Genomic DNA, 25,416 nt, shown 5'->3' with positions numbered 1-25,416 from the left:
ACACCACACCTCCCCGGGCAGAATGGGGTTGACCCTCACGCTACGAGAGGCGGCACGGTGGGACGGGTGAACGATTCGACGACGACCGGTGACACGGAACTGCGGCGGACGGTCGGCGACGTCGCCCGCGCGGTGGGCATCAGTGTGCGCACGCTCCACCACTACGACGCCGTCGGTCTGGTGACGCCGTCGGGGCGATCCCCGGCGGGCTACCGGACCTACGCGGCGGCGGACGTGGAACGCCTCTACACCGTGTTGACCTACCGTGAGCTGGGATTTTCGCTCGACGAGATCAAGACCGTCGTCGACAGCCCGGACACCGACGCGCTCGAACACCTGCGTCGGCAACGGGACCTGCTCGCCCGTCGAATCGATCACCTGACCGCGATGGCACACGCCGTCGACACCGTGATCGAGGAGAAGACGATGGGAACGAATCCGACGCCCGAGCAGCAACGCGAGATCTGGGGCGACGACTGGACCGGGGAGAAGTACGAGGAGGAGGCCCGCGAGCGGTGGGGCGACACCGACGCGTGGGCGCAGAGCACGGCGCGCACGGCGGCGTTCACCGCCGAGGACTGGGCGACCATCAAGGCCGAGACCGAGCGGCTGGAAGCAGACTGCGCGGCGGCCCTGCACGCCGGCGTGGCTCCCGGATCCGACGAGGCGAACGCACTGGCGGAGCGGCATCGGCTGAGCATCGACCGGTACTACGACTGCGATCACGCCATGCAGAAGTGCGTCGCGGCGATGTACACCTCGGACGAGCGCTTCCGGAACCACTACGACTCGCGGGCCGCCGGTCTGGCGGAGTGGCTGGTGGCCTCCGTCGACGCGAACGCGCGCGCCCACGGAGCCTGACGGTCGGTGCGGTCGTCTTTCGACTGCCGCACCGACGATCCGTCAGAAGAAACCGGCGATGCGCCCGACCAGGCCGACGGCCATCAGCAGCACGATCACGCCGATGACGCTCAGGAACACGATTGCGGGCATGCGGGTGCGCTGCGGCGGTTCGTGGTTGGGTCCCGCCGCCGAGGTCGAGTCCGGTGGGGTGTCACCCGGTTGCACACCACCGCCGGACTCGAGTCCGGCGATCTCGGCGGGGTCTGGATTCTGGCCGGACATCGGCTGGTCCTCTCGGGAGTTCGGGCGGGGGGTGTCCTCGCCGTGTGTAGCTGTCATTGCAGTCGAGTTCCCTGCTTGGAGGAGGTCCAACCGGCGCTGCCGCAGTCACCGGGGTGAGAATCGCCTCTCTCGGCCGGTCACGGGAGTCGCGTCGTCCGTGAGATCGTGTCCGCCATGAGTACATTCATCGCCACGGCCGACCTCGCCGACACCATCGGACCCGGCATCCGCAGTTGCGACACGCAGTTCCGTCAGCTCGGCGGCGTGACCGAGTTCTCCGGGCAGATCACCACCATCCGGTGCTTCCAGGACAACCTGCTGGTCAAGCAGACGCTGAGCGAGCCGGGGAACGGCGCCGTCCTGGTGGTCGACGGCGATGCGAGCGTGCACACGGCGCTGGTCGGGGACATCATCGCCGGTCGCGGCGTGGACAACGGGTGGGCCGGGGTGATCGTGAACGGCGCGGTGCGGGACTCCGCGATCCTGCGCACCCTCTCGATCGGGGTCAAGGCGCTCGGCACCAACCCCCGCAAGAGCTCGCAGACCGGCAGCGGCGAGAAGGACGTGACCGTGGAGTTCGGCGGCATCACCTTCATTCCGGGCGAGTACGTCTACAGCGACGACGACGGTGTCGTGGTGGTCGCGCAGCCGCTGCCCGCCGAGAGCTGAGCTCGGCGCGCGGGGCTCGGGCTCGGGCTCGGGCTCGGGCTCGGGCTCGGATTCGCACACCTTCTCGGTGATCCGCACCCCCTGCAGTCCGCCTCAACCGGTGCGGACCCTCGTAGGGGGTGCGAATCGTGTCGGCGGCTACCCGTCACGACTCGCCGACTCCAAGGCCAACCGGCGAATCTCCGCGTACACCCGCTCGTAGACCACGGTTCCGATCAGCATCGATTCCACCGCCGCGGTGCGATCGGGCTTCGATCGGGCGTACTGCACCTCGACGCCCGCGGCCGCCTCCACCGTGTCGGCCATCGAGTCGAACTCGTCGACGCTGCCGCCGAATCCGAATCGCCGCAACGTGGCGACCAGCTCGGCGAGTCGGTACAGCGCGGGTGCACGGTCGTCGACGGACCACCCGCGTCGGTGCAGCCAGGCCCGGACCTCGTCGAGCGGGTCGGGTTCGGTCTCCGGAACGGAATCCAATCCGTGCATCACGGCGCCGAACGCATCGTGCAAGGGCACCGCCTCGTCGTCGACGGCCGTCAGGGTACGACGCACCTGCGCGATGGACAGTCCCCCGATGTCGACGAGCGCACGGATCAGCCGGAGGCGTCGAACGTGCTCGTCGTCGTAGACCGCCTGGTTGTTCGCGGTCTGCGTTCCCGACGGCAGCAACCCCTCCCTCAGGTAGTACTTGATCGACGCGACCGAGACGTCCGTGCGGCGGCTGAGCTCGGAGACCTTCACCCTTGACATCATAAACGGATAGCGGCACTATCCGTTATGACGAAAGGGTTCCCATGGCCGAGGTACGCAACGGACGCTTCACCGCCGAGATCGACGACGACTTCGTGGTCTTCGTCATCGGAATGCGGATCAATCACCTGAGAAAGCTGCGGGCGTGGACGGGGCCGTTCCTCGCGATACCTCGCATGCTGCGCGAACTCGAGCAACATCCCGAGACGGGACTGCTCCACGCGCACCTGGCGATCGGCGGACGCACGATCGCCATGACGCAGTACTGGCGGAGCTTCGACCACCTCGAGGCCTACGCCAAGAACCCCGATGCGACGCACCTTCCCGCCTGGCGCCGGTTCAACCAGCGTGTCGGTGCGAGTGGCGACGTCGGCATCTTCCACGAGACCTATCGCGTCGGACCCGGTGCGTACGAAACGATCTACGCCAACATGCCGGTCTTAGGCCTCGCGGCCGCAGGTCGCTCGGTACCCATCGGACGTCGACGCGACACCGCCCGGCGGCGACTCACCGACGCATCGTCGGCGGAGAACTGAGGGTGCCCGGTCGATCCGCACACGTTCCTGCGAATTCACACCCCCCGCAGCACACCGCAACCGGTGCGAACTCGTGGAAGCGGTGCGAATTACCCCGGCGCCCCCTCGATCGCTCCCTCGACCGGCCCCTCGACGGTGGCCGACACACCCCCGACGCTCACCTCGTCGCCCGGGCGGAGCTGCCGGCCACGCCGCACCTCGACCTCGCCGTTCACGGTGACCAGGCCGTCCGCGATCACCGCCTTCGCCTCCGCGCCGGAGTCGATGAGGTTGGCCAACTTCAGGAACTGACCCAACCGAATGGAGGAGTCCCGGATCGGAACCGTCACAGGAACGTCACCCCCTGGGCGAGCGGCAGTTCCGAGCTGTAGTTGACCGTGTTGGTGGCGCGGCGCATGTACGACTTCCAGGCGTCGCTGCCGGACTCGCGCCCCCCACCGGTGTCCTTCTCCCCGCCGAACGCACCCCCGATCTCCGCACCCGACGGTCCGATGTTCACGTTCGCGATCCCGCAGTCCGATCCCGCGGCCGACAGGAAGGTCTCCGCCTCGCGAAGGTCGGTGGTGAAGATCGACGACGACAGGCCCTGCGGCACGTCGTTGTGGATCGCGATCGCCTCGTCGAGCGAGCTGTAGGTCATGACGTACAGGATGGGCGCAAACGTCTCGTGGCGCACGATCTCGGTCTGACTCGGCATCCGAACGATCGTCGGCTGCACGTAGACGCCACCGGACGCGCTGTCGTGGCGTTCGCCGCCGACCGCCACCGTTCCCCCGTCCTCGACCGCCCGGGAGATCGCGGCGGCGAAACCGTCGTACGCGGCCTCGTCGATCAGCGGCCCCACCAGCGTCGCCTCGTCCAGCGGTGATCCGATGGGCAGCGATGCGTAGGCGGTGACGAGACGCTCGACCAGCGTGTCCGCGACGGATTCGTGCACGATGACCCGCCGCAGCGACGTGCACCGCTGGCCCGCCGTGCCCGCGGCCGAGAAGACGATGCCGCGCACCGTGAGGTCGAGGTCCGCGGACGGTCCCACGATCGCGGCGTTGTTGCCGCCGAGCTCGAGCAGACACCGCCCGAACCGGGCCGCCACTCGAGGCGCGACCTCCCGCCCCATCCGGGTCGATCCCGTGGCCGAGACGAGTGCGACCCGCGGGTCGTCCACGAGCACCTCACCCGCGGCACGATCGCCGATGATCAGTTGCGACACCGCGGGATCGACGCCGGCGCGATCCGCGGCCCGCTCGACGAGGGCCTGGACGGCGACGGCCGTCAACGGGGTCTTCTCCGACGGCTTCCACACCACGGTGTCCCCGGCGACCAACGCCAACACCGTGTTCCACGACCACACCGCTACGGGAAAGTTGAACGCGGTGATCACGCCGACGACACCGAGGGGGTGCCACTGCTCCATCATCCGGTGCCCGGGCCGCTCGGTCGCGATGGTGTTTCCGTAGAGCTGACGGGAGAGCCCGACGCCGAAGTCGCAGATGTCGATCATCTCCTGCACCTCGCCGCGGCCCTCGCTCACGATCTTGCCCGCGTCGATGGACACCAGTTCACCCAGTTCGTCCTTGTGCTGGCGCAACAGCTCGCCGAGTTCGCGCACCACGGCTCCACGCCGAGGCGCCGGCACCGCGGACCATGCCGGGAACGCGGCCGATGCGCGCTCCACCACGGCGTCCACGTCGGCCGTGACGCGGACGTGTCCCAGCACCTCACCCGTCACCGGTGAGACGGCCGGAATCGTGTCGCCCGCGTCGGCGAGCAGGACGCCGGTAGCGCCGACCGAGTCGAGCAGCTGCGTGGTGCGGGCGATCAGATCGGTTCCCGAAGTCATGGCGTCCATTCTCTCCGATGGTCGGAACCGGATTATTTCCGGTCCAAGTGTGGATGAACAGGATAATATCGCCTACTATCGTTGCATGACCCAGGTACTGCCGCCCGCTGTCCTTCCCCACGAGGTTCACGACGTCCTGTCCCGCCACATCCTGGCCGACGGTTTCGACATGGTGCTCGACCTGCAGCGCTCGCACGGCTCCGTCCTGGTCGACGCCCGAGACGGCACGGAGTACCTCGACCTGTTCACCTTCTTCGCGTCCAACGCACTCGGAATGAACCACCCCGCTCTGGTACGCGACGACGAGTTCCGTGCCGATCTGCTCGAAGCCGCGCTGCACAAGCCGAGCAACTCGGACCTCTACACCACGGCGATGGCCCGATTCGTGGACACCTTCGCGCGGGTACTCGGGGTGCCGGAGCTGCCGCACCTGTTCTTCGTGGAGGGTGGCGCACTCGCCGTGGAGAACGCACTCAAGGTGGCCTTCGACTGGAAGAGTCGCCTGAACGAGAGCCGCGGACTCCGCGGCGGATCGCGAATCATGCACCTGGAGCATGCTTTCCACGGCCGTTCCGGTTACACGATGTCGCTCACCAACACCGATCCCGTCAAGGTGGCTCGGTTCCCCACGTTCGACTGGCCGCGCATCCCGTCGCCGTACCTGCGAGCCGGGGCCGACATGGACGCACTCGAACAGCGATCGCTCGACGCGGCTCGGCGACACTTCGCTGCCGATCCGCACGAGATCGCCGCGATCGTCGTGGAGCCGATCCAGGGGGAGGGCGGCGACCACCACTTCCGCCCGCAATACCTGCGGGCGTTACAGAATCTCGCTCACGAGTTCGACGCGCTGTTCGTGGTCGACGAGGTGCAGACCGGTGCGGGAATCACCGGAACCGCCTGGGCCCATCAGCAATCGGGGATCGAGCCCGATGTCGTCGCGTTCGGAAAGAAGACCCAGGTCTGCGGCATCATGGCGGGTCGGCGGGTGGACGAGGTACCGGACAACGTCTTTCGCGTCGGCTCCCGGATCAACTCGACCTGGGGCGGAGGCCTGGCCGACATGGTGCGCTCCCGACGCATCCTCGAGGTCGTCGAGTCCGACGGTCTGATCGAGCGTGCGTCGGTGATGGGAACCGTTCTCCTGCAACGCCTTCACGAATTGGCACACTGTCATCCCGAGGTCACGGAGGTGCGAGGTCGCGGCCTGATGTGCGCCTTCTCCCTACCCGACGCGGCGAGCCGGGACCGTCTCCTGGAACGCATGCGGACCGAGGAGCGAGTGGTGCTGCTGGGCTGCGGAACACGCAGCGTTCGGTTCCGGCCGGCGTTGACCGTGCCGGACACCGTTCTGCACGCGGCGGTCGATGCCCTGGATCGAGTACTCGAGTCGGACCGCACCCCGCACCGAGATATCCGATCCTCTGCGTAACATGCACCGCATGAAGCTGCGCTACGACGTCGAGGGCACCGGCCCCACCCTGGTTCTGGTCCACGGCGTCGTGCACCGCCGTCAGGCCTGGGCGCCGGTCCTGGACCTGCTCACCCCGTATCGCCGCGTCGTGACCGTGGATCTGCCCGGCCACGGAGAATCCGACCCCATCGACGCGTCGGGACCGGCCGTTCTGGAGTCGTTGCTGAACGAGCTCAACGCCTTCGTACGCGAGATCGAGGAGCCCGGTACACAGGTCCACGTGGCCGGTAATTCTCTCGGCGGGTGGCTCGCGCTGTGTCTCGCGGCCCGCGGCGAGGTGGCCAGCGCGACGGCGCTCTCCCCGGCGGGGTTCTTTCTCAACAAGGTGGACCAGGAACGGACGATGAGCACGTTCCGAGGTCTGCGAGCGGTGGCCAGGCGCTTCGGCACCCACGCCCCGGAACTGTTGAAGTACCGGGCCGTCCGCTATCCGGCGATGTCCGCGTTCTTCGCCCGGCCGAGCCAGGTCACCTACCGGTCGGCCGTCGTGGACACCGCCTCGCTCACCAGTAACGCCCTGATCGACGCCGGACTCGATTCCGATTTCGACTTTCCCCCGATGACCACGCCCGCGGTTCCGGTGACGGTCGCCTGGGGCCGACGGGATCTGATCCTGCCCGTCTACCAGGCTCGGAAGGTCACCCGCTCGTTCCCGCACGCCAAGGTCATGGTGGTTCCCGGCGTCGGTCACGTACCGATGAGCGACAACCCCGAGCTCGTCGCGTCCATCCTGCTCGCGGGCAGCGAGACGGCCGCCGTTCCGCAGACCTGAGCCCGCCGGTCAGGCGACCTCCATCTCCCGCACGATGCGCGCCACGATGTCGCCCGCCGGGCCCGTCGTCACCGCACGCCACCCCGTTCCCGCCCAGAGGTTGGGGACGTCGGCCCGACCGGCCGCGACCGCCGCCGTGCGCAGCGCCCCGGTCGCCGCGTTGACATCCGGGTACGCCGCCGGCGCACCCGCGGTGAAACGGCGGGCGAACTCGTTCTCCAGCCCGCGCGCCGGGCGGCCGGAGAACGCGCGGGTGACGACGGTCCGCTCGTAGGTGCGGTCGAGCAACGCCGCGCGGTGCACGGCGTTGGTTCCCGCCTCGTCGGAGCACAGGAACGCCGTTCCCATCTGCGCCGCCACCGCGCCCAGACCCATCGCGGCCACCACTGCCGAACCGTCCATGATTCCGCCCGCAGCGATGAGGGGCACCTCGACCGACAACCCGACCGCCAGCAGCAGCGGGGCCGTGGACATGGCGATCCCGCCGCGGGGATGCGCGGGGTCGTCGACGAAGACGCCGCGGTGACCTCCGGCCTCGCTACCCTGCACCACCAGCATGTCGGCACCGTCGGCCACGGCGAGCCTGGCCTCCTCGACCGAGGTCACGGTGCCGATCATCAGGGCGTCGATGCCGTGGACGCGCTCGGTCAGAGCTCGTCCCGGACGACCGAAGGTCACCGACACCGCGGCGGGGCGATGCGCGCAGACGACGTCGATCTTCTCGTCGACCCGGTCGTCGTTCCAGGCCGCCGGTCCGATCTCCACGCCCAGGTCGGCGGCCGACGAAGCGAGGTCGCGCCGGTACCGCTCGACCTCGTCCCGCGATTCGGTCCGGGTGGACGGCAGGAACAGGTTGACGCCGTAGGGCACCGACGACGCCTCGATCTCGGTCAACTGTGCGTCGAGTGCCTCGGGTGTGAGGAGGGCGCCCGCCAGGATGCCGAATCCACCCGCCTTCCCGACGGCGATCACCAGTGCGGGAGTCGACGGACCGCCCGCCATCGGTGCGGCGATCACGGGCACTCGGGACGGGAGGGTGGCGTTCACATCAGGTCACGATAGTCGCCGCGACCCGCGTTATCGGATGACACAAAAGAACTGTCAACTATTCAATCAATCGCCCCGAAACGTACTCCGTGTCAGTTATCTTCTTTTCCGGGCGGAGGACCCGCACCCCGTTCGTCGAAGGATCGCGATGGCACCGCCGAGGCACCAACCGTCGTCACCGGTCACCCGGCTTCGGGCCGCGACTCCTCACCGCGAGCGCCGTCGCCGCCTCGATCCGGCGTGGTCGGATCAGCCGAGGAATCCCGGCCGGCATCATCGACCAGGACGCCGTGGCCAGGATCCGGTACCCGCGCGGCCGACCGACGCGATGGACGGGACCGGCGTGCTCGACAGCGTGCGCCGGTGGCTCGGTCGACCCCACGATTTCGACTGGATCTTCGAACATCACTCGACGAAGCCGCTGCACCGGGTCATCCGGGGTGTCTTCGTGGGTGCGGTCGCGGTCTACGCCCTGGTGTTGCTGCTCATGCTGGGCTCGCCCAACGGCCCGCAGGGCACCGTCGCGGTCGGGTACTCGATCGCGATCCTCGTGGTCCAGGTGCTGGTCATCGGCTGGCTGCTCGTCGGACCCGTGCCGACCCACAAGTGGCAGTTCACCGGGTTTCTCGTGTTCGGGGACCTCGGGCTCGCGTCCGCGATCGTGCTGGACACCCCCACCTCGGCCATGCTCGGCACCTTTCTGTTCTCGATCAACGCCTCGATCTGCGTGTTCTTCCTCAGCCCGCGATGGTTGCTCGCGCACTTGCTCTTCACGAACGCGGTGATCGTGTATCTCGGTGTCGCCGCATACACACAGGGTCTGTGGGGAGTGAACGACGCGGTCGCCGCCGTCGTCACCGCGAGCGCGGCGAACTCGGCCGTTCCCATGTTCGCGCAGTTCGCCTGGTCTCTCGTCTCGCACGACGCCCGCCAGTCCGAACTGGATCCGCTGACCGGCACCCCGAATCGCCGCGGCCTCCAGAACGCGCTGGAGGACCTGTGGGCAGGGGCGATCGCGGCGGACCACCCGGTCGCGGTGGTGATGGTCGACATCGACCGGTTCAAGAGCGTCAACGATCGGTACGGGCACGACGAGGGCGACGCCGTCATCATCCGCGTCGCACGACGCCTGCAGGAGCACCTGCGCGATCACGGGGTGGTCGCGCGCACCGGGGGCGAGGAGTTCCTGGCGGTGATGGTGGCCCCGCCGAAGGACGTGGAGCCGGCGATCCACACCGCGCTGGCCGCACTGCACGATCGCACCGATCCGGTTCCCATCACCGCCAGCACCGGAATCGCCATCGTCAGCCCGGGGACGGCGCTGTGGAGTTCCGGCGTGTCCGCCATGACGAGCGTGACCCGCGCGGCGGATTCGATGATGTACCGCGCCAAGGACTCGGGCGGTGACGGCTCGTGCACGGTCTACCTCTGACCGCGTCGTCCTCAGCCGTCTCTCAGCCCTGCCCCGGGGGAACGCACAGCCGGGCAGAGGACAATGGGCGGGTGCCCGACTCCTTCTTCTATTCTCTCGTCGCCATGAACTCGCTCTTCGCCGCATCGGCCTGGTGCCTGTCGCGGCCCACGATGGTGTCGTCCACCGCCGTCGTGACCGCGTCGATCGGGTGGCTGATCCTCAACGGGCCCATCGAGGGACGGGTCCTCGTGGTGTTGACCCCGCAGAACGGCATCACCGAATCGGATCTGCTGTCGGTGGTGGGCGTCGGGATCGGTCTCGTGGGCTTCGCTCGGGCCGCCCGGACCCGACGCGGTCCGCAGCGCCGCGCGGCCTGACCCCGGGAACGCGAGAGCGGCCCGCACCGTCGAGGTGCGGGCCGCTGTCGTTCCGGGAGCCGAGTGGCCCGGCAGTCGCTGTTCGGACGTCGTTGCTCAGACGTTGATGCCGAAGTCGCGGGCGATGCCCGCCAGCCCCGACGCGTAACCCTGGCCGACCGCGCGGAACTTCCACTCCGCACCGTTGCGGTACAGCTCACCGAACACCATGGCCGTCTCGGTGGACGCGTCCTCCGTCAGGTCGTAGCGGGCGAGCTCCGAGCCGTTGGACTTGTCGACCACGCGGATGTACGCGCCGCGGACCTGGCCGAACGACTGCGACCGCGCGTCGGCCTCGTAGATCGACACCGGGAACGTGATCGAGTCGACGGTCGCGGGAACCGCGGCCAGATCGACGTTGATGACCTCGTCGTCGCCGTCGCCCTCGCCGGTCTTGTTGTCTCCGGTGTGCTCGATGGAGCCGTCCGGGGTCTTGAGGTTGTTGAAGAAGACGAAGTACTCGTTGCCCGGCGCCTTCTTGTCGGTCCCGAGGCCGATCGCGCTCGCGTCGAGGTCGAAATCGGTGCCGGTGGTGGTGCGGATGTCCCAGCCCAGGCCGACCGACACGGCCGTGAGGTTCGGTGCCGCCTTGGTGAGCGAGACGTTGCCGCCCTTGGTCAAACTGACGCCCATCGCTGAAATCCCTTCGATTGCCCGTGTGAACATCTGCTGTCGGATCAACGTGCCACCCTACGTTCCGGTTCCCGTCCGACGCCCGAGCGTCGGACACGAGGATCCTCGCTGCGGGTGTCGATGTTTCACATGAAACCGCCGGCAGGCCGTGACCCAACTGGCACGTCTGGTGCACGAGCGCACACTGGAGTGATGAACCCCTTCGAGTCCGTCCAACACCGCGTCGGCGCGACGATCTTCGCCAAGGTGGCCGGAGACGAAGGCCCTTCTCGTCGCGACCGTATCCACGGCGCCATCGGTCCACGCCGCTTCGGCCCGGACTCCGCGATACAGCAGGTCAACGGAGACGCGTCGATGTTCATCGGCGGTATGCGTGCCCTCCTGCTGCAGTCTTTGCACCCCCTCGCGATGGCGGCGGTGGATCAGCACTCCGGGTACCGCGGCGACCCGTGGGGACGGCTGCAGCGCACCAGCACGTTCCTCGCCGAGACGACGTTCGGGACGATCGAGGACTCCGATCGGGCCATCCGCATCGTCCGCGCCGTGCACAAGAAGATCACCGGCGTGGCTCCGGACGGTCGGCCGTACGCCGCGTCCGATCCGCACCTGCTCCGCTGGGTGCACGTGGCCGAGGTCGACAGCTTCCTGCGGGCGCACGATCGCTACGGCGCGCACCCCCTGGATGCGGACGGCCGCGATCGCTACGTCGCGGAGGCCGCCCACATCGCCCGCGGGCTGGGGGCCGACGACGTTCCCGAGTCCGTCGCCGAGCTCGACGCGGCACTCGCGGCGTACCGACCGGAGCTGACGAGCACCGAGGCCGCTCGCCGCACCGCACGATTCATCCTGCTCAACCCGCCGATTCCGCTGCCGCTGCGCCCGGCGTACGGGCTGCTCGCCGCGTCCGCCGTCGCGCTCATGCCGTGGTGGACCCGCTTCCCCCTGCGCCTGCCGTACCTGCCGCTCACGGAGGCGACCGCCGTCCGGGGAACCGGCGTCGCGATCACCACGGCCATCCGCTGGGCGCTCGGTCCGGGACCGTCCGAGCAGATGGCATCATCACGCTGATGAAGCGTGACGTATCGGCTCGGCTCGACGTACAGGTCGACGACCCCAGCACCCTCGAATTCCAGATCGCCGTCGCGCACCGACCCGGCCTCGACATCGACGAATCGTTGTCCTTCGACCTCGACGGTCGCAGCATCACGCCGACCGAGATCGTCGGCGAGCACGGTTCGCGCATCCACAAGTTCGAGTGCGATCGTGGATCGCTGACGGTCGTGTACCGCGCGTCCGTCACCGGCACCGCGGAGCCCGATCCGATCGTCGAGCGTGACCTGTCGACCTACCTGCGCCCCAGCCGTTACGCCGAGGCCGACAAGTTCTTCGGTTTCGCCGCGACGGAGTTCGGCAAGTACACCTCCGACTCCGAGGTGCTCGAGAAGGTGTCGTCCTGGGTGGGGCGACGGCTGCAGTACGTCCCCGGCAGCAGCGATCCCATCGACGGCGCCGCGGACACGTTGCTCTCCGGCAGCGGCGTGTGCCGCGACTACACGCATCTCGTCATCGCGCTGCTGCGGGCGATGAACGTGCCCGCGCGCCTCGTCGCCGTCTACGCACCCGGCTGCAACCCGATGGACTTCCACGCCGTCGCCGAAGCGCACGTCGACGGTGTGTGGCGCGTGGTCGACGCGACCCGTCTCGCGCCCCGCCAGTCGCTGATTCGCATCGCCACCGGTCGCGACGCCGCGGACACCGCGTTCCTCGACAACCACGACGGCTACATCCTGCTGAACTCGATGATCGTCACGGCCGTCGTGGACGGACAACTGCCCATCGACGACATCACGGAGCTCGTCTCGATCGCCTGAGCGCGAGCGATCCCGGAATCCGGTGAGGAACTGTTCGCTCAGCGAGCGGATTCTCACCGGATTCTCGCCTACGATCTGCAGGTCATGAGCCACCCGGTCCGGTTCCGCGACGACGATCCGCTGTTGACGACCGTCCGCGAACTGGCGCTCGCCTTTCCCGGCGCGCAGGAGAAGGTCTCGCACGGACGCCCGAACTTCTTCACCGTCACGGTCTTCGCGGTCTACGGCGCCACCGTGAAGGGCGACCACCGATCCACCGTGTGGGACCGCTCGCTGCAGATACGGCCCGATGCCGACGAGCGCGACGCCCTTCTGAGCGACGAGCGGTTCTTCGAGCCCGCCTACACCGCTCGATCCGGATGGATCGGCCTGCAGCTCGCGGGCGAGGCTCCGGACTGGACCGAGGTGGCCGAACTCCTCGACATGTCCTACCGCAACACCGCCCCGGCGAGGCTGGTCCGCGAGCTCGACCCGCGCCGCTGACGGCCCGTGCGAGAGTGGGCGGGTGCAACTGCTGCTGATCCGACACGCCCTGCCGGTCCGCTCCGACACCGGAGCGGACCCCGAGCTCGCTCCGCTCGGCGTCGAGCAGGCGGCGCGGATCCCCGACGCCCTCGCGCACTTCGGGGTCCGGCGCATCGTCAGCAGTCCGCAGGTCCGTGCTCACCGCACCGCCGAACCCCTCGCCGACGCCACCGGGCTGGGCATCGACACCGTCGACGGTCTCGCCGAATACGACCGCGACTTCGCCGGATACCTCCCTATCGAGGAGGCCCAGACGCAGTTCCCGGCGGAGTTCGAACGGATCAAGGAAGGCCACCTTCCCAGCGCGGTCGACGCCGGCGCCTTCAGCGAACGAGTGCGGACCAGCATCGACACCCTCGTGGCCGAGTCGGAGCATCGCGACACCGTCGCCGCGTTCGCGCACGGCGGGGTCGTCAACATCTACCTGCACGAGCTGCTGGGCACGACGATGCCGCTGACGTTCCCCGTCGACTACTGTTCGGTGACCCGAATCCTGTTCTCTCGCAGCGGCCGCCGTACGGTGGCGTCGGTCAACGAAACGCAGCACGTGTGGGATCTGCTTCCCCGCAACCGAGGCTGATCCTCCACACCCGCGACCGCGCGACGAAACCTCACCGAACCCTTAGTCCTGCTGGTCGGGGCGCTTTTTCGGGGCTCGCAGCGCCGATGGGTGGCGAGAGACGCGTCCGGCACGGGTTAGCCTGAGCAACACTATGGCTTCTTCACACGGCGCAGCGACCGGCAACCGGCGCGGACCTCTCTCGGTTCTCACACGTCCGATCGTCGCGATCCTCGTCATCGCGTTGCCGCTTCTGCTCGCGGGACTCTACGCCTCCTTCAGCGGCAACGACGTCTCCCCCGCCGGTGCGGCGGCCACGTCGAGCACCGACACGCAGACCCCCGGCTCCGAGGCGGCGCCCGGCGAGGAGGAGCCCGCAGCCGGCGATCCGCTCGCCCGGACCCGCTCTGCGCTCACCCAGTCGCAGCTTCCCCTGAGCCTGCTCAGTGGTGGACTCACCCAGCTCACCGACGGCGCCCCGTTGCTGACCGACGGCGTCAACCAGATCGCGGACGGGCTCGGCCAGGCCCGCGTCGGGGCGGATCAGCTCGCCGACGGCAACACCCAGCTCGCGGGCGGGTTGCTGGAACTGCAGGGCGGTGTCGCGCAGCTCGGTGACGGTGCCCAACAGATCAGTGGTGGTGTCAATCAGGTGACGACCCCGCTGCTGGAGATCGGCGACAAGCAGGCACAGGTCACCGCGACCATCGCCGACATCGCCGCGAACATCGAGCAGTTGAACAATCCGATCACCACCGACGCCGCGAACAACCTCCGCGAACTCATCGTCACGTTGAACACCCAGGGCGTCGGGCCGGACACCATCGCGCAGATCCAGCAGCTGCGCGAGGGTGCGGAGCTGCTCGCGTTCCAGCTCGGTGACCCGTCGAGCGAGTTCAACGCGGGCGTGGGCACCGCCGTGGACGGATCGAGCCAGCTCGCAACCGGGGCGACCCAGCTGCGCGACGGCATCGCGATGCTCGACGAGGGCGGCACGCAGCTGCGAACCGGTACCGATCAGCTCGCGACCGGTATCGATCCCATCGAAGGCGTCGTGAACAGCCTCTCCACCAGCGTGCAGACCGCGACGTCGTCGCTGCCCGCGGCGGGTGCGACGTCGACCACCACGACGACCACCACCGATGCCGACGGCCGGACCACGACCACCGTCGTGCAGTCGGCCGGCGGCACCTCCAACAATTTCCTCATCGCCGCGCTCGTCGCGGTAGCGGCAGCCGCAGCGGTCAGCCTGGTCCGTCGACTCTCGCCCGGCGCTCGCATCGCGCGTCTGGCCCCCGCCCTGGGTGCCGTCGCCATCGCCGCGGCCGCGACCATCGTCTTCGCCGTCGTCACCGACGGCATCGGGTTCGGTTCTCTGCTGGGCGGCGCGGTGTTCCTGCTGCTCTCGGCCGCGGCGTTCCTCGCCGTCGCCGGAGCCGTGCAGATGGTGTTCGGCCGAGTCGTCGGTCAGTCGGTGAACCTGGTGCTCCTGCTCGTCCAACTCGCCGTCGTCGGGCTCGCGTTGGTGGGCTCGCCGGACAATTCGCTGTTCGGCCGCGTCGCCGCGTTCACCCCGCTGGGCTGGCTCGCCGCCGGTCTCGACCGCATCGGCTCCGACAGCATGGATTCGACCGGTTGGCTCGCCGTTCTGGTGATGATCGCGCTGCTCGGACTCGCCGGCGTCGTGTACGCGGTGGTGTCCCGGTCCGAACCGGCCGACACGCGAGAGACCACCGCGGCGCACTACGCCTGATCCGTCGGCTCAGGACACCGGCCTGAGCGGATGGATGCCCACCTCACCGAGGTGGGCGCCGTGCTCACCCATCACGGCGGCCATGTGCGGCGACGCCATGTGCGCGTCGAGGGCCGCCTGGTCCCGCCACACCTCGACGGTGACCAGGGTGCCCGCGGCCGCCGCGGACTCGTAGAGGTCGTAGGAGATGCACCCGTCCTCGGTGCGGGTGGTCTCGACGAAGGCGCGCATCGCCGCCGTCACCTCGTCCACGAATCCGTCCTTCACCGGGATCACGGCCACCACGTGCAGATCGCTCATGCTTGTCTCTCCTTCTCCGCCGGCGCACGGCGTGCGCACGGTGTCGAACCTACGGACTCGGCCCGACGCTCGGAGCGGTTCTCGGGTCGACGCCGTCAGGCCGGTCCCTCGAACGCGCGCAGCACCGCGGCCAGATCGTCCGACCCGTGCCCGGCCTCGCTCGCGGCCGCATACGCCGCCCGCACTGCGGTGAGCACGCGGGCGGTCCGCTCTCCCGTCGCGTCGATCATGAGGTCGACGTCCTTCACCACACCGTCGACCCCGAACGACGGTGTCCAGTCCTGTGCGATCATCGCCCGCCCTTTCAGCTGGGTGTAGGGCGCACCGATCGGGCCGCCGTCGAGCGCCTCGAGGAACAGGGCCGGGTCGAGCCCGAACGACGCCATCATGGCGATCGACTGCGCGGTGGCCGCGGTCAGAGTGGACACCATCGCGTTGCAGGCCAGTTTCAGGGCGCTCGCATCTCCCACGATCGGCCCGGCCTCGACGATCTTCGCGGAGATCGCGTCGAGCGCGGGGCGAACTCTCGTCAGGAGCTCGGCGTCCCCGGAGACCAGAGCGGTCAGGGTCCCGTCCTCGGCGGGCGCCTTGGTGCCGAGCACCGGACCGTCGACCATGGACGCCCCGTATTCGGCCGCCAGATCACCGAGACGACGCGCCCCGGCGGGCCCGACGGTCGCGGACTGGATCCAGACGGCATCGGGGCGCAGCGCGGGCAGGAAATCACGGGCGCGTTCGCGGGTGGCCGCCTCGTCGTAGAGCATCGTGAAGACCACGTCCGCGCCCGCCGCCAGGGACGCGAGATCGGCCGCGACGGTGGCCCCGGCCGCGCGTAAGGGCTCCGTTCTGGTCACGTCGCGATTCCAGACCCGCACCTCGTGCCCGGCCCGCAGCAGCGATCCCGCCATGCCGGCACCCATCGTCCCGGTCCCCACCACACCGACCTGCACGTCTTCTCCTCGCGTCCGGAGCCGCCCGGCGTCGGACGAGATTCCCGGACCGGGAATCATCGTCGGTGTCGCCGCCGTTGGCTTCGTCGGGGACTACCCGATTCCCGACGCGTCCACGCGCCGTCGTCGTCACCGTCCGAACAGAAGAACCCGAGGTCATCACCACCGTGCGCACCACCGCTTCCCACACCATCGCCGATCGCGCCGGGCGTCGCGAATGGATAGGCCTGGCCGTCCTCGTCATGCCCATCGTGTTGGTGTCGATGGACATGTCCGTGCTCTACCTGGCGCTTCCGTCGCTCGCCGAGGACCTGCAGCCCAGCAGCGCCCAGGAACTGTGGATCCTCGACATCTACGGCTTCATGCTGGCCGGTCTGCTGGTGACGATGGGTTCGCTCGGCGATCGCATCGGTACGCGCAAGTTGCTCATGATCGGATCGCTGATCTTCGGCGTGGCGTCCGTCGCGGCCGCATTCTCGCATTCCCCCGAGGCGCTCATCGCGTCCCGCGTACTGCTGGGTCTGGGCGGCGCCACCCTCGCTCCCTCGACACTGGCGTTGCTGAGAGTGCTGTTCCGGGACCCGGTGCAGCGCGGTATGGCGGTCGGCGTGTGGACCGCGGGCTTCGCGGGTGGCGGCTCGTTCGGTCCCGTCATCGCGGGCACCCTGCTCGAGTACTTCTGGTGGGGATCGGTCTTCCTGATCAACCTGCCCATCATGGTGGTACTCCTGATCGCCGCGCCCCTGCTTCTCCCCGAGTCCAAGAACCCCAACCCCGGTCGGTTCGACCTTCCCGCCGTGACCGCATCGATCGTCGCGATGCTGTCCATCGTGTACGCCGTCAAGCACACTGCGCAGAGCGGAATCGACTGGCAGTCCGTCGCCGCGCTGACGGTGGGCCTGTTGGTGGGCACGTGGTTCGTCCGGCGGCAACGCCGATCCACGCACCCCATCATCGAGTTCGATCTGTTCCGTACCCCGGCCTTCGCCGTCGCCGTGATCGTGCTCCTGGTCTCGGTGTTCGTCATCACCGGCTTCAGTCTTCAACTGGCGCAATACCTTCAGTTGGTCCTGGGTCTGGGCACCCTGCAGGCCGGTCTGTGGTCGCTCATTCCCGCGCTCGCGACGGCCACCGCCTCGCTCACCGCGCCGCTGGTGATGAAGCGCAAGCGGCCGTCGGTCATCCTCGTCGGCGCCGTCACGGTGATGGGCTTCGGGGCATCGATCATCGCCATGGTCGCGCTACCCGCGGACGTCACCAGCGGAACCACGCTGGCCGTACTCCTCGGTGGCATGGTCGTCATGGCGCTCGGCGTGGGTACCGGCACCACCTTCGGTTCCGACACGGTGCTCTCGACCGCGGCCCCGGAGAAGGCCGGCGCCGCGGGCGCCATCTCGGAGACGGGGGCCGAACTCGGCGGTGCACTGGGCATCGCGCTTCTCGGGTCGATCAGCGTCGCGACCTACCGGCTGGTCCTCGGCGGCGAGGCCTCGGCAGACGGCACCCTGACCGCCACGTTGGCCACCGCGTCCCCGCAGTTGGCCGAGCGGGCGAGGGACGCCTACGTGGACGGGATCGTCGCGGCGGCCGGCGCGACGATGGTGACCATGCTCGTCGCCGGGCTCACGGCCGCGTGGCTGTTCCGACGCGGTGCTACGACGACGACCGAGGCGGACGTGGTGTCGGTGTCGAAGCACTGAGCTCGGGCCGGATCCGCACCCCCGCGCCCGATCCGCACCCCCGCGCCCGATCCGCACCCCTTACCGAACGCGAACACCCCGTGCAGTGCGCTGCACGGGGTGTTCGCGTTATGGAGGTTGTGCGGATCTACCGCTGCGGCGCCTGGGTGGGAACGATCGGCGACGGCAGCGCCGTCTTCCCCATCAGGTGCGCGTCCACCGCGGACGCGCACGAGCGCCCCTCGGCGATGGCCCACACGATGAGGGACTGACCGCGTCCCATGTCGCCGGCCACGAACACGCCGTCGACGTTGGTGTTCCAGGTGTCTGCACGCGAGACGTTTCCGCGCTCGTTGAGGTTCACACCCAGATCGCGGAGCAATCCCGGCTTCTCCGGACCGGTGAAGCCCATGGCCAGGAGAACGAGGTCGGCTTCGAGGTGGAAGTCGGAGCCTTCCACCTTCTCGAACTTGCCGTTCTTGAACTCCACCTCGCACGCGTCGAGTCCGGTGACCGTTCCGTTCGCGCCGGTGAAGCGTTCGGTGTTGACCGAGAAGACGCGCTCCCCACCTTCCTCGTGCGCCGAGGACACCCGGTAGACGAGCGGATACGTCGGCCACGGGGTCGACTCGGCGCGCTCCTCGGGCGGGCGGGGCATGATCTCGAACTGGTGGACGCTCGCCGCGCCCTGACGGTGCGACGTGCCGAGGCAGTCCGCGCCGGTGTCGCCGCCGCCGATGATGACGACCTTCTTGCCCTTCGCCGAGATCGGCGGCTGACCGTCCGACCCGGCGACGTCGTCGCCGAGCTGGACTCGGTTGGCCCACGGGAGGAACTCCATGGCCTGGTGGATGCCCCAGTACTCCCGGCCCTCGATCGGCAGATCGCGAGCCTCGGTGGCGCCACCGGACAGCACGATCGAGTCGAACTCCGCCCTCAGCTCGTCCGCCGTGATGTCGACGCCCACGTTGACGCCGGTGCGGAAGACGGTGCCCTCGGCCTCCATCTGCGCGAGACGGCGGTCGATGTGCCGCTTCTCCATCTTGAACTCGGGGATGCCGTAGCGCAGCAGTCCGCCGATGCGATCGGCGCGCTCGAAGACCGTGACGGTGTGCCCGGCGCGGGTGAGCTGCTGGGCTGCCGCCAATCCGGCCGGACCCGATCCCACGACGGCGACCTTCTTGCCCGTCAGGTAGGTCGGGTACACGGGCTGGACCCAACCCTCGTCGAAGGCGCGGTCGATGATCTCGACCTCGACCTGCTTGATGGTGACCGGATCCTGATTGATCCCCAGCACGCACGACGCCTCGCACGGTGCGGGGCACAACCGACCCGTGAACTCCGGGAAGTTGTTGGTCGCGTGCAACCGATCGATGCTCTCGCGCCACCGGTCCTTGTAGACCAGGTCGTTCCACTCGGGAATCAGGTTCCCCAAGGGACAACCGTTGTGGCAGAACGGAATACCACAGTCCATACAGCGACTGGCCTGCTCGCGCAGAGTATCGGTGGAGAAGTCCTCGTAGACCTCTTTCCAGTCGAGCAGTCGAAGATCGACCGGACGGCGCTGCGGCAATTCGCGCGACGTCTTCTTCATGAATCCCTGCGGATCACCCACGAGCTGCCTCCATGATCGCCTCGTCCACGTCGTCGCCGTTCTTCTCGGCTTCGGAAATGGCGAGAAGTACCTTCTTGTAATCGCGGGGCATCACCTTCACGAAGTGATTGACCTGCTGCGACCAGTCACCCAGAATGCGGTCCGCGACGTCGGATCCCGTTTCGTCGCGGTGCCGGGTGATGGTGTCCTTGAGCCAGCCGAACTCGTCGCCGACGAGCTCTTCGATGTCCACCAGCTCGGTGTTCAAATTCGCCGCGAACGTCGAGTTCGGGTCGAACACGAACGCCACGCCACCGGACATGCCGGCGCCGAAGTTGCGTCCGGTGTCGCCGAGGATGACCACCTTGCCGCCGGTCATGTACTCGCAGCCGTGGTCACCCACGCCCTCGACCACCGCGGTGGCTCCCGAGTTGCGCACCGCGAACCGCTCGCCGACGACGCCGCGGATGAGCGCCTCGCCCTCCGTGGCTCCGAACAGGATCACGTTGCCCGCGATGATGTTGTCCTCCGCGACGAAGGCCTCGGCCGCGTCCAGCGAGGGGCGCACCACGATGCGGCCACCCGACAGACCCTTGCCGACGAAGTCGTTCGCGTCACCGTTCAGTCGCAACGTCATGCCGCGAGGCACGAAGGCACCGAAGCTGTTGCCGGCCGAGCCGGTGAACGTGATGTCGATCGTGCCGTCGGGCAGGCCCTCGGCGCCGTACGCCTTGGTGACCTCGTGACCGAGCATCGTTCCCACGGTGCGGTTCACGTTGGTGATCCTCGTCGCGAAGGACACCTGCTCGCCCTTGTCCAGCGCGTCCCGGCTCTGCACGATGAGCTGCTGATCGAGCGCCTTGTCCAGCGCGTGATCCTGCGTGCCCGTGCAGTAGAGGTCCTGGTTCATGAACGCGGACTCGGCCTCGTCCAGGATCGGCGACAGGTCGAGCTTCGACGCCTTCCAGTGCTCCTTGGCCTTGGTGGTGTCCAGCAGTCCGACCTGGCCGACGGCCTCGTCGAGCGTGCGGAATCCGAACTCCGCCAGGTACTCGCGCACTTCCTCCGCGATGTACATGAAGAAGTTCTCGACGAACTCGGGCTTGCCCGCGAAACGCTTGCGCAGCACCGGGTTCTGCGTCGCCACGCCCACCGGACAGGTGTCCAGGTGACACACGCGCATCATGATGCATCCCGAGACCACCAGCGGTGCGGTGGCGAAACCGAACTCCTCGCCGCCCAGCAGCGCCGCCACCATCACGTCGCGTCCGGTCTTGAGCTGACCGTCCACCTGGACGACGATGCGGTCGCGAAGTCCGTTGAGCAGCAACGTCTGCTGGGTCTCGGCGAGACCCAGCTCCCACGGTGCGCCTGCGTGCTTGACCGACGTCAACGGCGTCGCGCCGGTGCCGCCGTCGTGGCCGGAGATGAGCACCACGTCGGCGTGCGCCTTCGAGACACCGGCGGCGACCGTGCCGACACCGACCTCGGAGACCAGCTTGACGTGGATTCGAGCCGACGGGTTCGCGTTCTTCAGGTCGTGGATCAGCTGGGCCAGATCCTCGATCGAGTAGATGTCGTGGTGCGGCGGCGGCGAGATCAGACCGACACCCGGCGTGGAGTGCCGGACCTCGGCCACCCACGGGTACACCTTGTGCGCCGGAAGCTGGCCGCCCTCACCGGGCTTGGCGCCCTGCGCCATCTTGATCTGGATGTCGGTGCAGTTGGTCAGGTAGTTCGACGTGACGCCGAACCGACCCGACGCGACCTGCTTGATCGCACTGCGTCGCCAGTCGCCGTTCTCCTCCGGCACGAAGCGGGCGGTGTCCTCGCCGCCCTCACCCGAGTTCGATCGTCCACCGATGCGGTTCATCGCCACGGCCAACGTCTCGTGGGCCTCGGCCGAGATGGAGCCGTAGCTCATGGCGCCGGTGGAGAACCGCTTGACGATCGCCTCGGCCGACTCGACCTCGTCGATCGGAATCGACTGGCGGCCTTCGGTCTTGAACCGGAACAACCCGCGCAGCGAGGCCAGTCGCTCCGACTGGTCGTCGACCATCTGCGTGTATTCCTTGAACACCTTGTACTGACCGGTGCGCGTGGCGTGCTGCAGCTTGAACACGGTGTCCGGGTTGAACAGGTGGTATTCACCGTCACGGCGCCACTGGTACTCGCCACCGGTCTCGAGGTCGCGGTGGGCGCGCTCGACCTTGTTGTCCAGGTACGCGATCGAGTGCCGTGAGGCCACGTCGGCGGCGATCTGGTCCAGGTCGATGCCGCCGAGGGGCGACTTCAGTCCGTAGAAGTACTCGTTCACCAGGTCCTGCGACAGGCCGATGACCTGGAACAGCTGGGCACCGGTGTAGGACGCAAGCGTGGAGATGCCCATCTTGGACATCACCTTCAGCACGCCCTTGCCCACGGCCTTGATGTAGTTCTTGACGGCCGCGTCGTACGTGATGCCGGTCAGCGAGCCGCGGTCGATCATGTCCTCGACGGATTCGAAGGCGATGTACGGGTTGACCGCTGCCGCACCGAATCCCACGAGAGTGGCCATGTGGTGCACCTCGCGGGCGTCACCGGCCTCGACGATCAGACCCACCTTGGTGCGGGTCTTCTCGCGGATCAGGTGGTGGTGTACCGCGGCCGTGAGCAGCAGCGACGGGATGGGGGCCAGCTTCTCGCTCGACTCGCGGTCCGAGAGGATCACGATGCGCGCGCCGCCGGCGATCGCGGCCGAGACCTGCGAACGAATGATCTCCAGCGAACGACGCAGTCCCTCACCGCCTTCCGACACCGGGTACAGGCCGCGGACGACGACCGACCGCAGACCGTCCTGGTTGCCGTCGTCGTTGATGTGGACGAGCTTGGCCAACTCGTCGTTGTGCAGGATCGGCGACGTGAGCACGATCTGCTTGCACGCATCGGCGGTGGGCTGCAACAGGTCCCGCTCCGGTCCGATGGTTCCGCCGAGGCTGGTGACCACCTCTTCGCGGATGGCGTCGAGCGGGGGGTTCGTCACCTGAGCGAACAGCTGCGAGAAGTAGTCGAAGAGCATCCGCGGACGGTTGGACAGGACCGCGACCGGCGTGTCCGTGCCCATGGAACCGATCGCTTCCGCGCCGCCCTTGGCCATGGGTGCGACGAGGAGGTTCAACTCCTCGGTGGTGTAACCGAAGATCTGCTGCCGGATCAGCACACGATCGTGCGTCATGTGCACGTGCGGGCGCTCGGGCAGATCGTCGATGCGGATCAGGCCCTCGTCGAGCCACTCCTGGTACGGGTGCTCGGCCGCGAGCTCGTCCTTGATCTCGTCGTCGCTGACGATGCGGCCCTGCGCGGTGTCCACCAGGAACATGCGGCCGGGCTGCAACCGCACCTTGCGCACGATCTTCGACGGTTCGATGTCGAGCACGCCGACCTCGGACGCCATGATCACCAGACCGTCGTCGGTCACCCAGAGACGGCTCGGGCGCAGACCATTGCGGTCCAACACGGCGCCGATCACGGTGCCGTCGGTGAAGCAGACCGACGCGGGTCCGTCCCACGGCTCCATGAGCGTGGAGTGGTACTGGTAGAACGCCCGACGAGCGGGATCCATGCTGTCGTGGTGCTCCCAGGCCTCCGGGATCATCATCAGCACGGCGTGCGGCAGGCTTCGGCCGCCGAGGTGCAGGAACTCGAGGACCTCGTCGAAGCGGGCGGTGTCACTCGCGCCGTGGGTGCAGACCGGGAAGATCTTCTCGAGCTTCTCCGGACCGCCGAACACCTCGGAGTCGATGAGCGACTCTCGCGCCCGCATCCAGTTCTCGTTGCCGGTCACGGTGTTGATCTCACCGTTGTGCGCGACGCGGCGGAACGGGTGCGCCAGCGGCCACGACGGGAAGGTGTTGGTGGAGAACCGAGAGTGCACCAGGCCGAGGGCACTGACGACCCGCTCGTCCTGCAGGTCGAGGTAGAAGCCTCGCAACTGCGGCGTGGTCAGCATGCCCTTGTAGACGATGGTCGCGGGCGACAGCGACGGGAAGTACACCGTCTCGCTGCCGGTCGCGCCCTTGCCGGGGCCCTCGTTGCCGAGCTCGTGCTCGACCCGCTTGCGCACGACGAAGGCCCGACGTTCGAGATCTATGCCGGACAGCGACGCGTCGGGGGCGGCGATGAAGATCTGACGGAAGGTCGGCATCGCGTCGCGGGCGAGCGCACCGAGCGACGCATCGTCGGTGTCGACGTCGCGCCACCCGAGGACGGTGAGTCCCTCTTCGGCGACGATGGCCTCGACCCGCTCGCTGGCAGCCTTCGTGGCCGCCCTGGCCTGCGGAAGAAAGGCGATACCGGTGGCGTAGGAACCCTCGGCCGGCAGCTCGAAGTCGACGACGGCGCGGTAGAACGCGTCCGGAACCTGAATGAGAATGCCGGCTCCGTCGCCGGTGTTCGGCTCCGCGCCCGCCGCACCACGGTGCTCGAGGTTGATCAGCGCCGTGATGGCTTTGTCCACGATGTCTCGACTGCGACGGCCGTGGATGTCGACGACGAACGCCACACCACAGGAGTCGTGTTCGTTGGCCGGGTCGTAGAGGCCCTGGGCTGCTGGGTACCGGTGACCGGGAAGTTGCATGTTGCCTTGCCTTCTGTCGTGCCGAATCCGCGGTGAGGCGGTTCGAATGACGAACCGGGCCGCCGCGGGGCGGGCGAGCACGCGCTCGTCGTTGAACGTGCACTCGGGTGGCGCTACGGCATCGCGCATGGAACGGTCTGTCCCGCGAGATGCCGGTGTTTTCCGGCAGGGTGAAGCTGTCGTGGGCTTACGTCCCTTAGCAGAACGATAAGTCAGTACCCGGGCGAATCCACAAATTAGGCGACACTCATTGTGCAACCACCTGCGAAAACCCGTCCGTGGTGAGAACCGGGCCGCGCGTCGTTGCGCGTGTTTCCCGGCGACCGGGCCGAAAACTTCGGTCCGACCCACCGTGTGAGGCAGAGAATACCCGCGTTCGGCAGGGGTTGCGGCCGAGATCCGGACCACAGCGACCGGAGGAGGCCGACGACTCGATGTCGGCGCCCGGGAACACGTCGGCGCCCGCGGCCTTGTGGGCTCGCGACCATCGGTAGGAGAAAAAACTGCTGGCCGTAGCGATCGAGATCAGCTACGGCCAGCGTGGTGGGCGAAGGGGGACTTGAACCCCCACGTCCCGAAGGACACTGGCACCTGAAGCCAGCGCGTCTGCCATTCCGCCACTCGCCCGAGCGACGGGACGACATTAACACGGCCCCTCGAGCGCCCCGAAATCCGCGGTGTCGCCGGTGGAGGATCCGGCAGCGGCTGATGGGAAATTGCCGGTCGGCGTATATCATGCGAGGGCAGCACCACGCGGTCAGGACACGCGAGGGTTGTGGAGAACAGTGCTCGTGGACGCTCGGGGGTGTCCACCGGCCGTTGACGTGGTCGTTCCGCTCGGGTCGCGGACCGGACCACATTCCCCGGATGCGTGCCGGAAACGGACCGCGGGTA

The 25,416-nt window shown here is 68.2% G+C and carries 23 protein-coding genes and 1 tRNA gene; 13 read left to right on the top strand and 11 right to left on the bottom strand.

From position 1 onward, the window contains the following. Nucleotides 1–66 precede the first annotated feature (66 nt). Nucleotides 67–861: a MerR family transcriptional regulator gene (locus ACY466_RS00255; protein WP_463248745.1), complete on the top strand. Its 795-nt coding sequence runs from the start codon at nucleotides 67–69 to the stop codon at nucleotides 859–861. Nucleotides 862–903: 42 nt separating this feature from the next. On the opposite strand, the gene ACY466_RS00250 is transcribed toward ACY466_RS00255, so the two are convergent. Beyond that, on the bottom strand, nucleotides 904–1,125 hold the full coding sequence (locus tag ACY466_RS00250; RefSeq protein WP_463248742.1) for a DUF6480 family protein: 222 nt from the start codon (nucleotides 1,123–1,125) through the stop codon (nucleotides 904–906). 174 nt (nucleotides 1,126–1,299) lie between these two features. Between ACY466_RS00250 and rraA the strand changes: the two genes are divergently transcribed. Then, on the top strand, nucleotides 1,300–1,794 hold the full coding sequence (rraA, locus tag ACY466_RS00245; RefSeq protein WP_463248739.1) for a ribonuclease E activity regulator RraA: 495 nt from the start codon (nucleotides 1,300–1,302) through the stop codon (nucleotides 1,792–1,794). 138 nt (nucleotides 1,795–1,932) lie between these two features. On the opposite strand, the gene ACY466_RS00240 is transcribed toward rraA, so the two are convergent. Continuing rightward, entirely contained in the window at nucleotides 1,933–2,535 is a 603-nt protein-coding gene (locus ACY466_RS00240) for a MerR family transcriptional regulator (RefSeq protein WP_463248736.1), read from the bottom strand. Between the two features lie 53 nt (nucleotides 2,536–2,588). Here ACY466_RS00240 and ACY466_RS00235 point away from each other — a divergent pair, with 53 nt between their 5' ends. Continuing rightward, a complete protein-coding gene (locus ACY466_RS00235; RefSeq protein WP_463248733.1) occupies nucleotides 2,589–3,080 on the top strand; it encodes a DUF4188 domain-containing protein in 492 nt (163 codons plus the stop codon). An 89-nt stretch (nucleotides 3,081–3,169) separates the two neighbouring features. Here ACY466_RS00235 and ACY466_RS00230 read toward each other — a convergent pair whose 3' ends face one another. Beyond that, entirely contained in the window at nucleotides 3,170–3,409 is a 240-nt protein-coding gene (locus tag ACY466_RS00230) for an RNA-binding S4 domain-containing protein (protein WP_463248729.1), read from the bottom strand. Next, nucleotides 3,406–4,920, bottom strand: coding sequence for an L-piperidine-6-carboxylate dehydrogenase (gene amaB, locus ACY466_RS00225; RefSeq protein ID WP_463248726.1), 1,515 nt, complete (start codon nucleotides 4,918–4,920; stop codon nucleotides 3,406–3,408). The genes ACY466_RS00230 and amaB overlap by 4 nt, the downstream gene beginning before the upstream one ends. 85 nt (nucleotides 4,921–5,005) lie before the next feature. Between amaB and lat the strand changes: the two genes are divergently transcribed. Both lat and ACY466_RS00215 read left to right on the top strand, forming a co-directional pair. Next, nucleotides 5,006–6,352 carry an L-lysine 6-transaminase gene (gene lat, locus ACY466_RS00220; protein ID WP_463248722.1) on the top strand — a complete coding sequence of 449 codons (1,347 nt, stop codon included), beginning with the start codon at nucleotides 5,006–5,008 and terminating at the stop codon, nucleotides 6,350–6,352. Nucleotides 6,353–6,362: 10 nt separating this feature from the next. After that, complete coding sequence (locus ACY466_RS00215; RefSeq protein ID WP_463248720.1) at nucleotides 6,363–7,166, top strand: alpha/beta fold hydrolase; 804 nt, start codon at nucleotides 6,363–6,365, stop codon at nucleotides 7,164–7,166. A 9-nt stretch (nucleotides 7,167–7,175) separates the two neighbouring features. Here ACY466_RS00215 and ACY466_RS00210 read toward each other — a convergent pair whose 3' ends face one another. Then, entirely contained in the window at nucleotides 7,176–8,213 is a 1,038-nt protein-coding gene (locus tag ACY466_RS00210) for an NAD(P)H-dependent flavin oxidoreductase (protein ID WP_463248718.1), read from the bottom strand. A gap of 148 nt (nucleotides 8,214–8,361) precedes the next feature. On the opposite strand from ACY466_RS00210, the gene ACY466_RS00205 reads away from it, so the two are divergent. Together ACY466_RS00205 and ACY466_RS00200 are read left to right on the top strand one after the other, a co-directional pair. Then, entirely contained in the window at nucleotides 8,362–9,645 is a 1,284-nt protein-coding gene (locus ACY466_RS00205; protein ID WP_463248714.1) for a GGDEF domain-containing protein, read from the top strand. A 71-nt stretch (nucleotides 9,646–9,716) separates the two neighbouring features. Further along, nucleotides 9,717–10,004: a hypothetical protein gene (locus ACY466_RS00200; protein WP_463248705.1), complete on the top strand. Its 288-nt coding sequence runs from the start codon at nucleotides 9,717–9,719 to the stop codon at nucleotides 10,002–10,004. A 96-nt stretch (nucleotides 10,005–10,100) separates the two neighbouring features. Here ACY466_RS00200 and ACY466_RS00195 read toward each other — a convergent pair whose 3' ends face one another. Then, complete coding sequence (locus tag ACY466_RS00195; RefSeq protein ID WP_463248703.1) at nucleotides 10,101–10,676, bottom strand: TerD family protein; 576 nt, start codon at nucleotides 10,674–10,676, stop codon at nucleotides 10,101–10,103. 192 nt (nucleotides 10,677–10,868) lie between these two features. Here ACY466_RS00195 and ACY466_RS00190 point away from each other — a divergent pair, with 192 nt between their 5' ends. From ACY466_RS00190 to ACY466_RS00170, 5 genes are all read left to right on the top strand, one after another. After that, complete coding sequence (locus ACY466_RS00190; RefSeq protein ID WP_463248700.1) at nucleotides 10,869–11,744, top strand: oxygenase MpaB family protein; 876 nt, start codon at nucleotides 10,869–10,871, stop codon at nucleotides 11,742–11,744. Beyond that, complete coding sequence (locus ACY466_RS00185) at nucleotides 11,744–12,547, top strand: transglutaminase-like domain-containing protein (protein WP_463248696.1); 804 nt, start codon at nucleotides 11,744–11,746, stop codon at nucleotides 12,545–12,547. Before ACY466_RS00190 ends, ACY466_RS00185 begins: the two co-directional genes overlap by 1 nt. Before the next feature lie 84 nt (nucleotides 12,548–12,631). Beyond that, a complete protein-coding gene (locus ACY466_RS00180) occupies nucleotides 12,632–13,030 on the top strand; it encodes an MmcQ/YjbR family DNA-binding protein (RefSeq protein WP_463248694.1) in 399 nt (132 codons plus the stop codon). Between the two features lie 22 nt (nucleotides 13,031–13,052). Continuing rightward, the gene (locus ACY466_RS00175; protein WP_463248692.1) at nucleotides 13,053–13,652 is read left to right on the top strand and encodes a histidine phosphatase family protein; all 600 of its coding nucleotides are present in this window, start codon (nucleotides 13,053–13,055) and stop codon (nucleotides 13,650–13,652) included. 133 nt (nucleotides 13,653–13,785) lie between these two features. After that, a complete protein-coding gene (locus ACY466_RS00170) occupies nucleotides 13,786–15,384 on the top strand; it encodes a phage infection protein (RefSeq protein WP_463248689.1) in 1,599 nt (532 codons plus the stop codon). Nucleotides 15,385–15,393: 9 nt separating this feature from the next. On the opposite strand, the gene ACY466_RS00165 is transcribed toward ACY466_RS00170, so the two are convergent. Beyond that, on the bottom strand, nucleotides 15,394–15,684 hold the full coding sequence (locus ACY466_RS00165) for a putative quinol monooxygenase (RefSeq protein ID WP_463248686.1): 291 nt from the start codon (nucleotides 15,682–15,684) through the stop codon (nucleotides 15,394–15,396). 95 nt (nucleotides 15,685–15,779) lie between these two features. Further along, entirely contained in the window at nucleotides 15,780–16,634 is an 855-nt protein-coding gene (locus ACY466_RS00160) for an NAD(P)-dependent oxidoreductase (RefSeq protein WP_463248683.1), read from the bottom strand. A gap of 167 nt (nucleotides 16,635–16,801) precedes the next feature. Between ACY466_RS00160 and ACY466_RS00155 the strand changes: the two genes are divergently transcribed. Further along, nucleotides 16,802–18,334 carry an MFS transporter gene (locus ACY466_RS00155; RefSeq protein WP_463248681.1) on the top strand — a complete coding sequence of 511 codons (1,533 nt, stop codon included), beginning with the start codon at nucleotides 16,802–16,804 and terminating at the stop codon, nucleotides 18,332–18,334. A gap of 127 nt (nucleotides 18,335–18,461) precedes the next feature. Here the strand turns inward: ACY466_RS00155 and ACY466_RS00150 are convergent, their stop codons facing one another. The 3 genes from ACY466_RS00150 to ACY466_RS00140 form a co-directional block, all read right to left on the bottom strand. Continuing rightward, nucleotides 18,462–19,928, bottom strand: a complete 1,467-nt coding sequence (locus tag ACY466_RS00150; RefSeq protein ID WP_463248679.1) for a glutamate synthase subunit beta — start codon at nucleotides 19,926–19,928, stop codon at nucleotides 18,462–18,464. Beyond that, nucleotides 19,921–24,522: a glutamate synthase large subunit gene (gltB, locus tag ACY466_RS00145; protein ID WP_463252391.1), complete on the bottom strand. Its 4,602-nt coding sequence runs from the start codon at nucleotides 24,520–24,522 to the stop codon at nucleotides 19,921–19,923. The genes ACY466_RS00150 and gltB overlap by 8 nt, the downstream gene beginning before the upstream one ends. A gap of 541 nt (nucleotides 24,523–25,063) precedes the next feature. After that, nucleotides 25,064–25,149 (bottom strand) — tRNA-Leu (locus tag ACY466_RS00140). Nucleotides 25,150–25,416 lie beyond the last annotated feature (267 nt).

It is taken from the genome of Rhodococcus sp. K11/5 (genome assembly GCF_055193735.1).
The sequence above is the reverse complement of the archived record's forward strand: the minus strand, read 5'-3'. Positions and strand labels throughout refer to the sequence as shown.

Coding starts and splice junctions, on each gene's coding strand:
- ACY466_RS00250 (WP_463248742.1), bottom strand. CDS start 1,125: ATGTCCGGCCAGAATCCAGACCCCGCCGAGATCGCCGGACTCGAGTCC.
- rraA (WP_463248739.1), top strand. CDS start 1,300: ATGAGTACATTCATCGCCACGGCCGACCTCGCCGACACCATCGGACCC.
- ACY466_RS00235 (WP_463248733.1), top strand. CDS start 2,589: ATGGCCGAGGTACGCAACGGACGCTTCACCGCCGAGATCGACGACGAC.
- amaB (WP_463248726.1), bottom strand. CDS start 4,920: ATGACTTCGGGAACCGATCTGATCGCCCGCACCACGCAGCTGCTCGAC.
- lat (WP_463248722.1), top strand. CDS start 5,006: ATGACCCAGGTACTGCCGCCCGCTGTCCTTCCCCACGAGGTTCACGAC.
- ACY466_RS00215 (WP_463248720.1), top strand. CDS start 6,363: ATGAAGCTGCGCTACGACGTCGAGGGCACCGGCCCCACCCTGGTTCTG.
- ACY466_RS00205 (WP_463248714.1), top strand. CDS start 8,362: ATGGCACCGCCGAGGCACCAACCGTCGTCACCGGTCACCCGGCTTCGG.
- ACY466_RS00195 (WP_463248703.1), bottom strand. CDS start 10,676: ATGGGCGTCAGTTTGACCAAGGGCGGCAACGTCTCGCTCACCAAGGCG.
- ACY466_RS00190 (WP_463248700.1), top strand. CDS start 10,869: ATGAACCCCTTCGAGTCCGTCCAACACCGCGTCGGCGCGACGATCTTC.
- ACY466_RS00185 (WP_463248696.1), top strand. CDS start 11,744: ATGAAGCGTGACGTATCGGCTCGGCTCGACGTACAGGTCGACGACCCC.
- ACY466_RS00180 (WP_463248694.1), top strand. CDS start 12,632: ATGAGCCACCCGGTCCGGTTCCGCGACGACGATCCGCTGTTGACGACC.
- ACY466_RS00170 (WP_463248689.1), top strand. CDS start 13,786: ATGGCTTCTTCACACGGCGCAGCGACCGGCAACCGGCGCGGACCTCTC.
- ACY466_RS00165 (WP_463248686.1), bottom strand. CDS start 15,684: ATGAGCGATCTGCACGTGGTGGCCGTGATCCCGGTGAAGGACGGATTC.
- gltB (WP_463252391.1), bottom strand. CDS start 24,522: ATGCAACTTCCCGGTCACCGGTACCCAGCAGCCCAGGGCCTCTACGAC.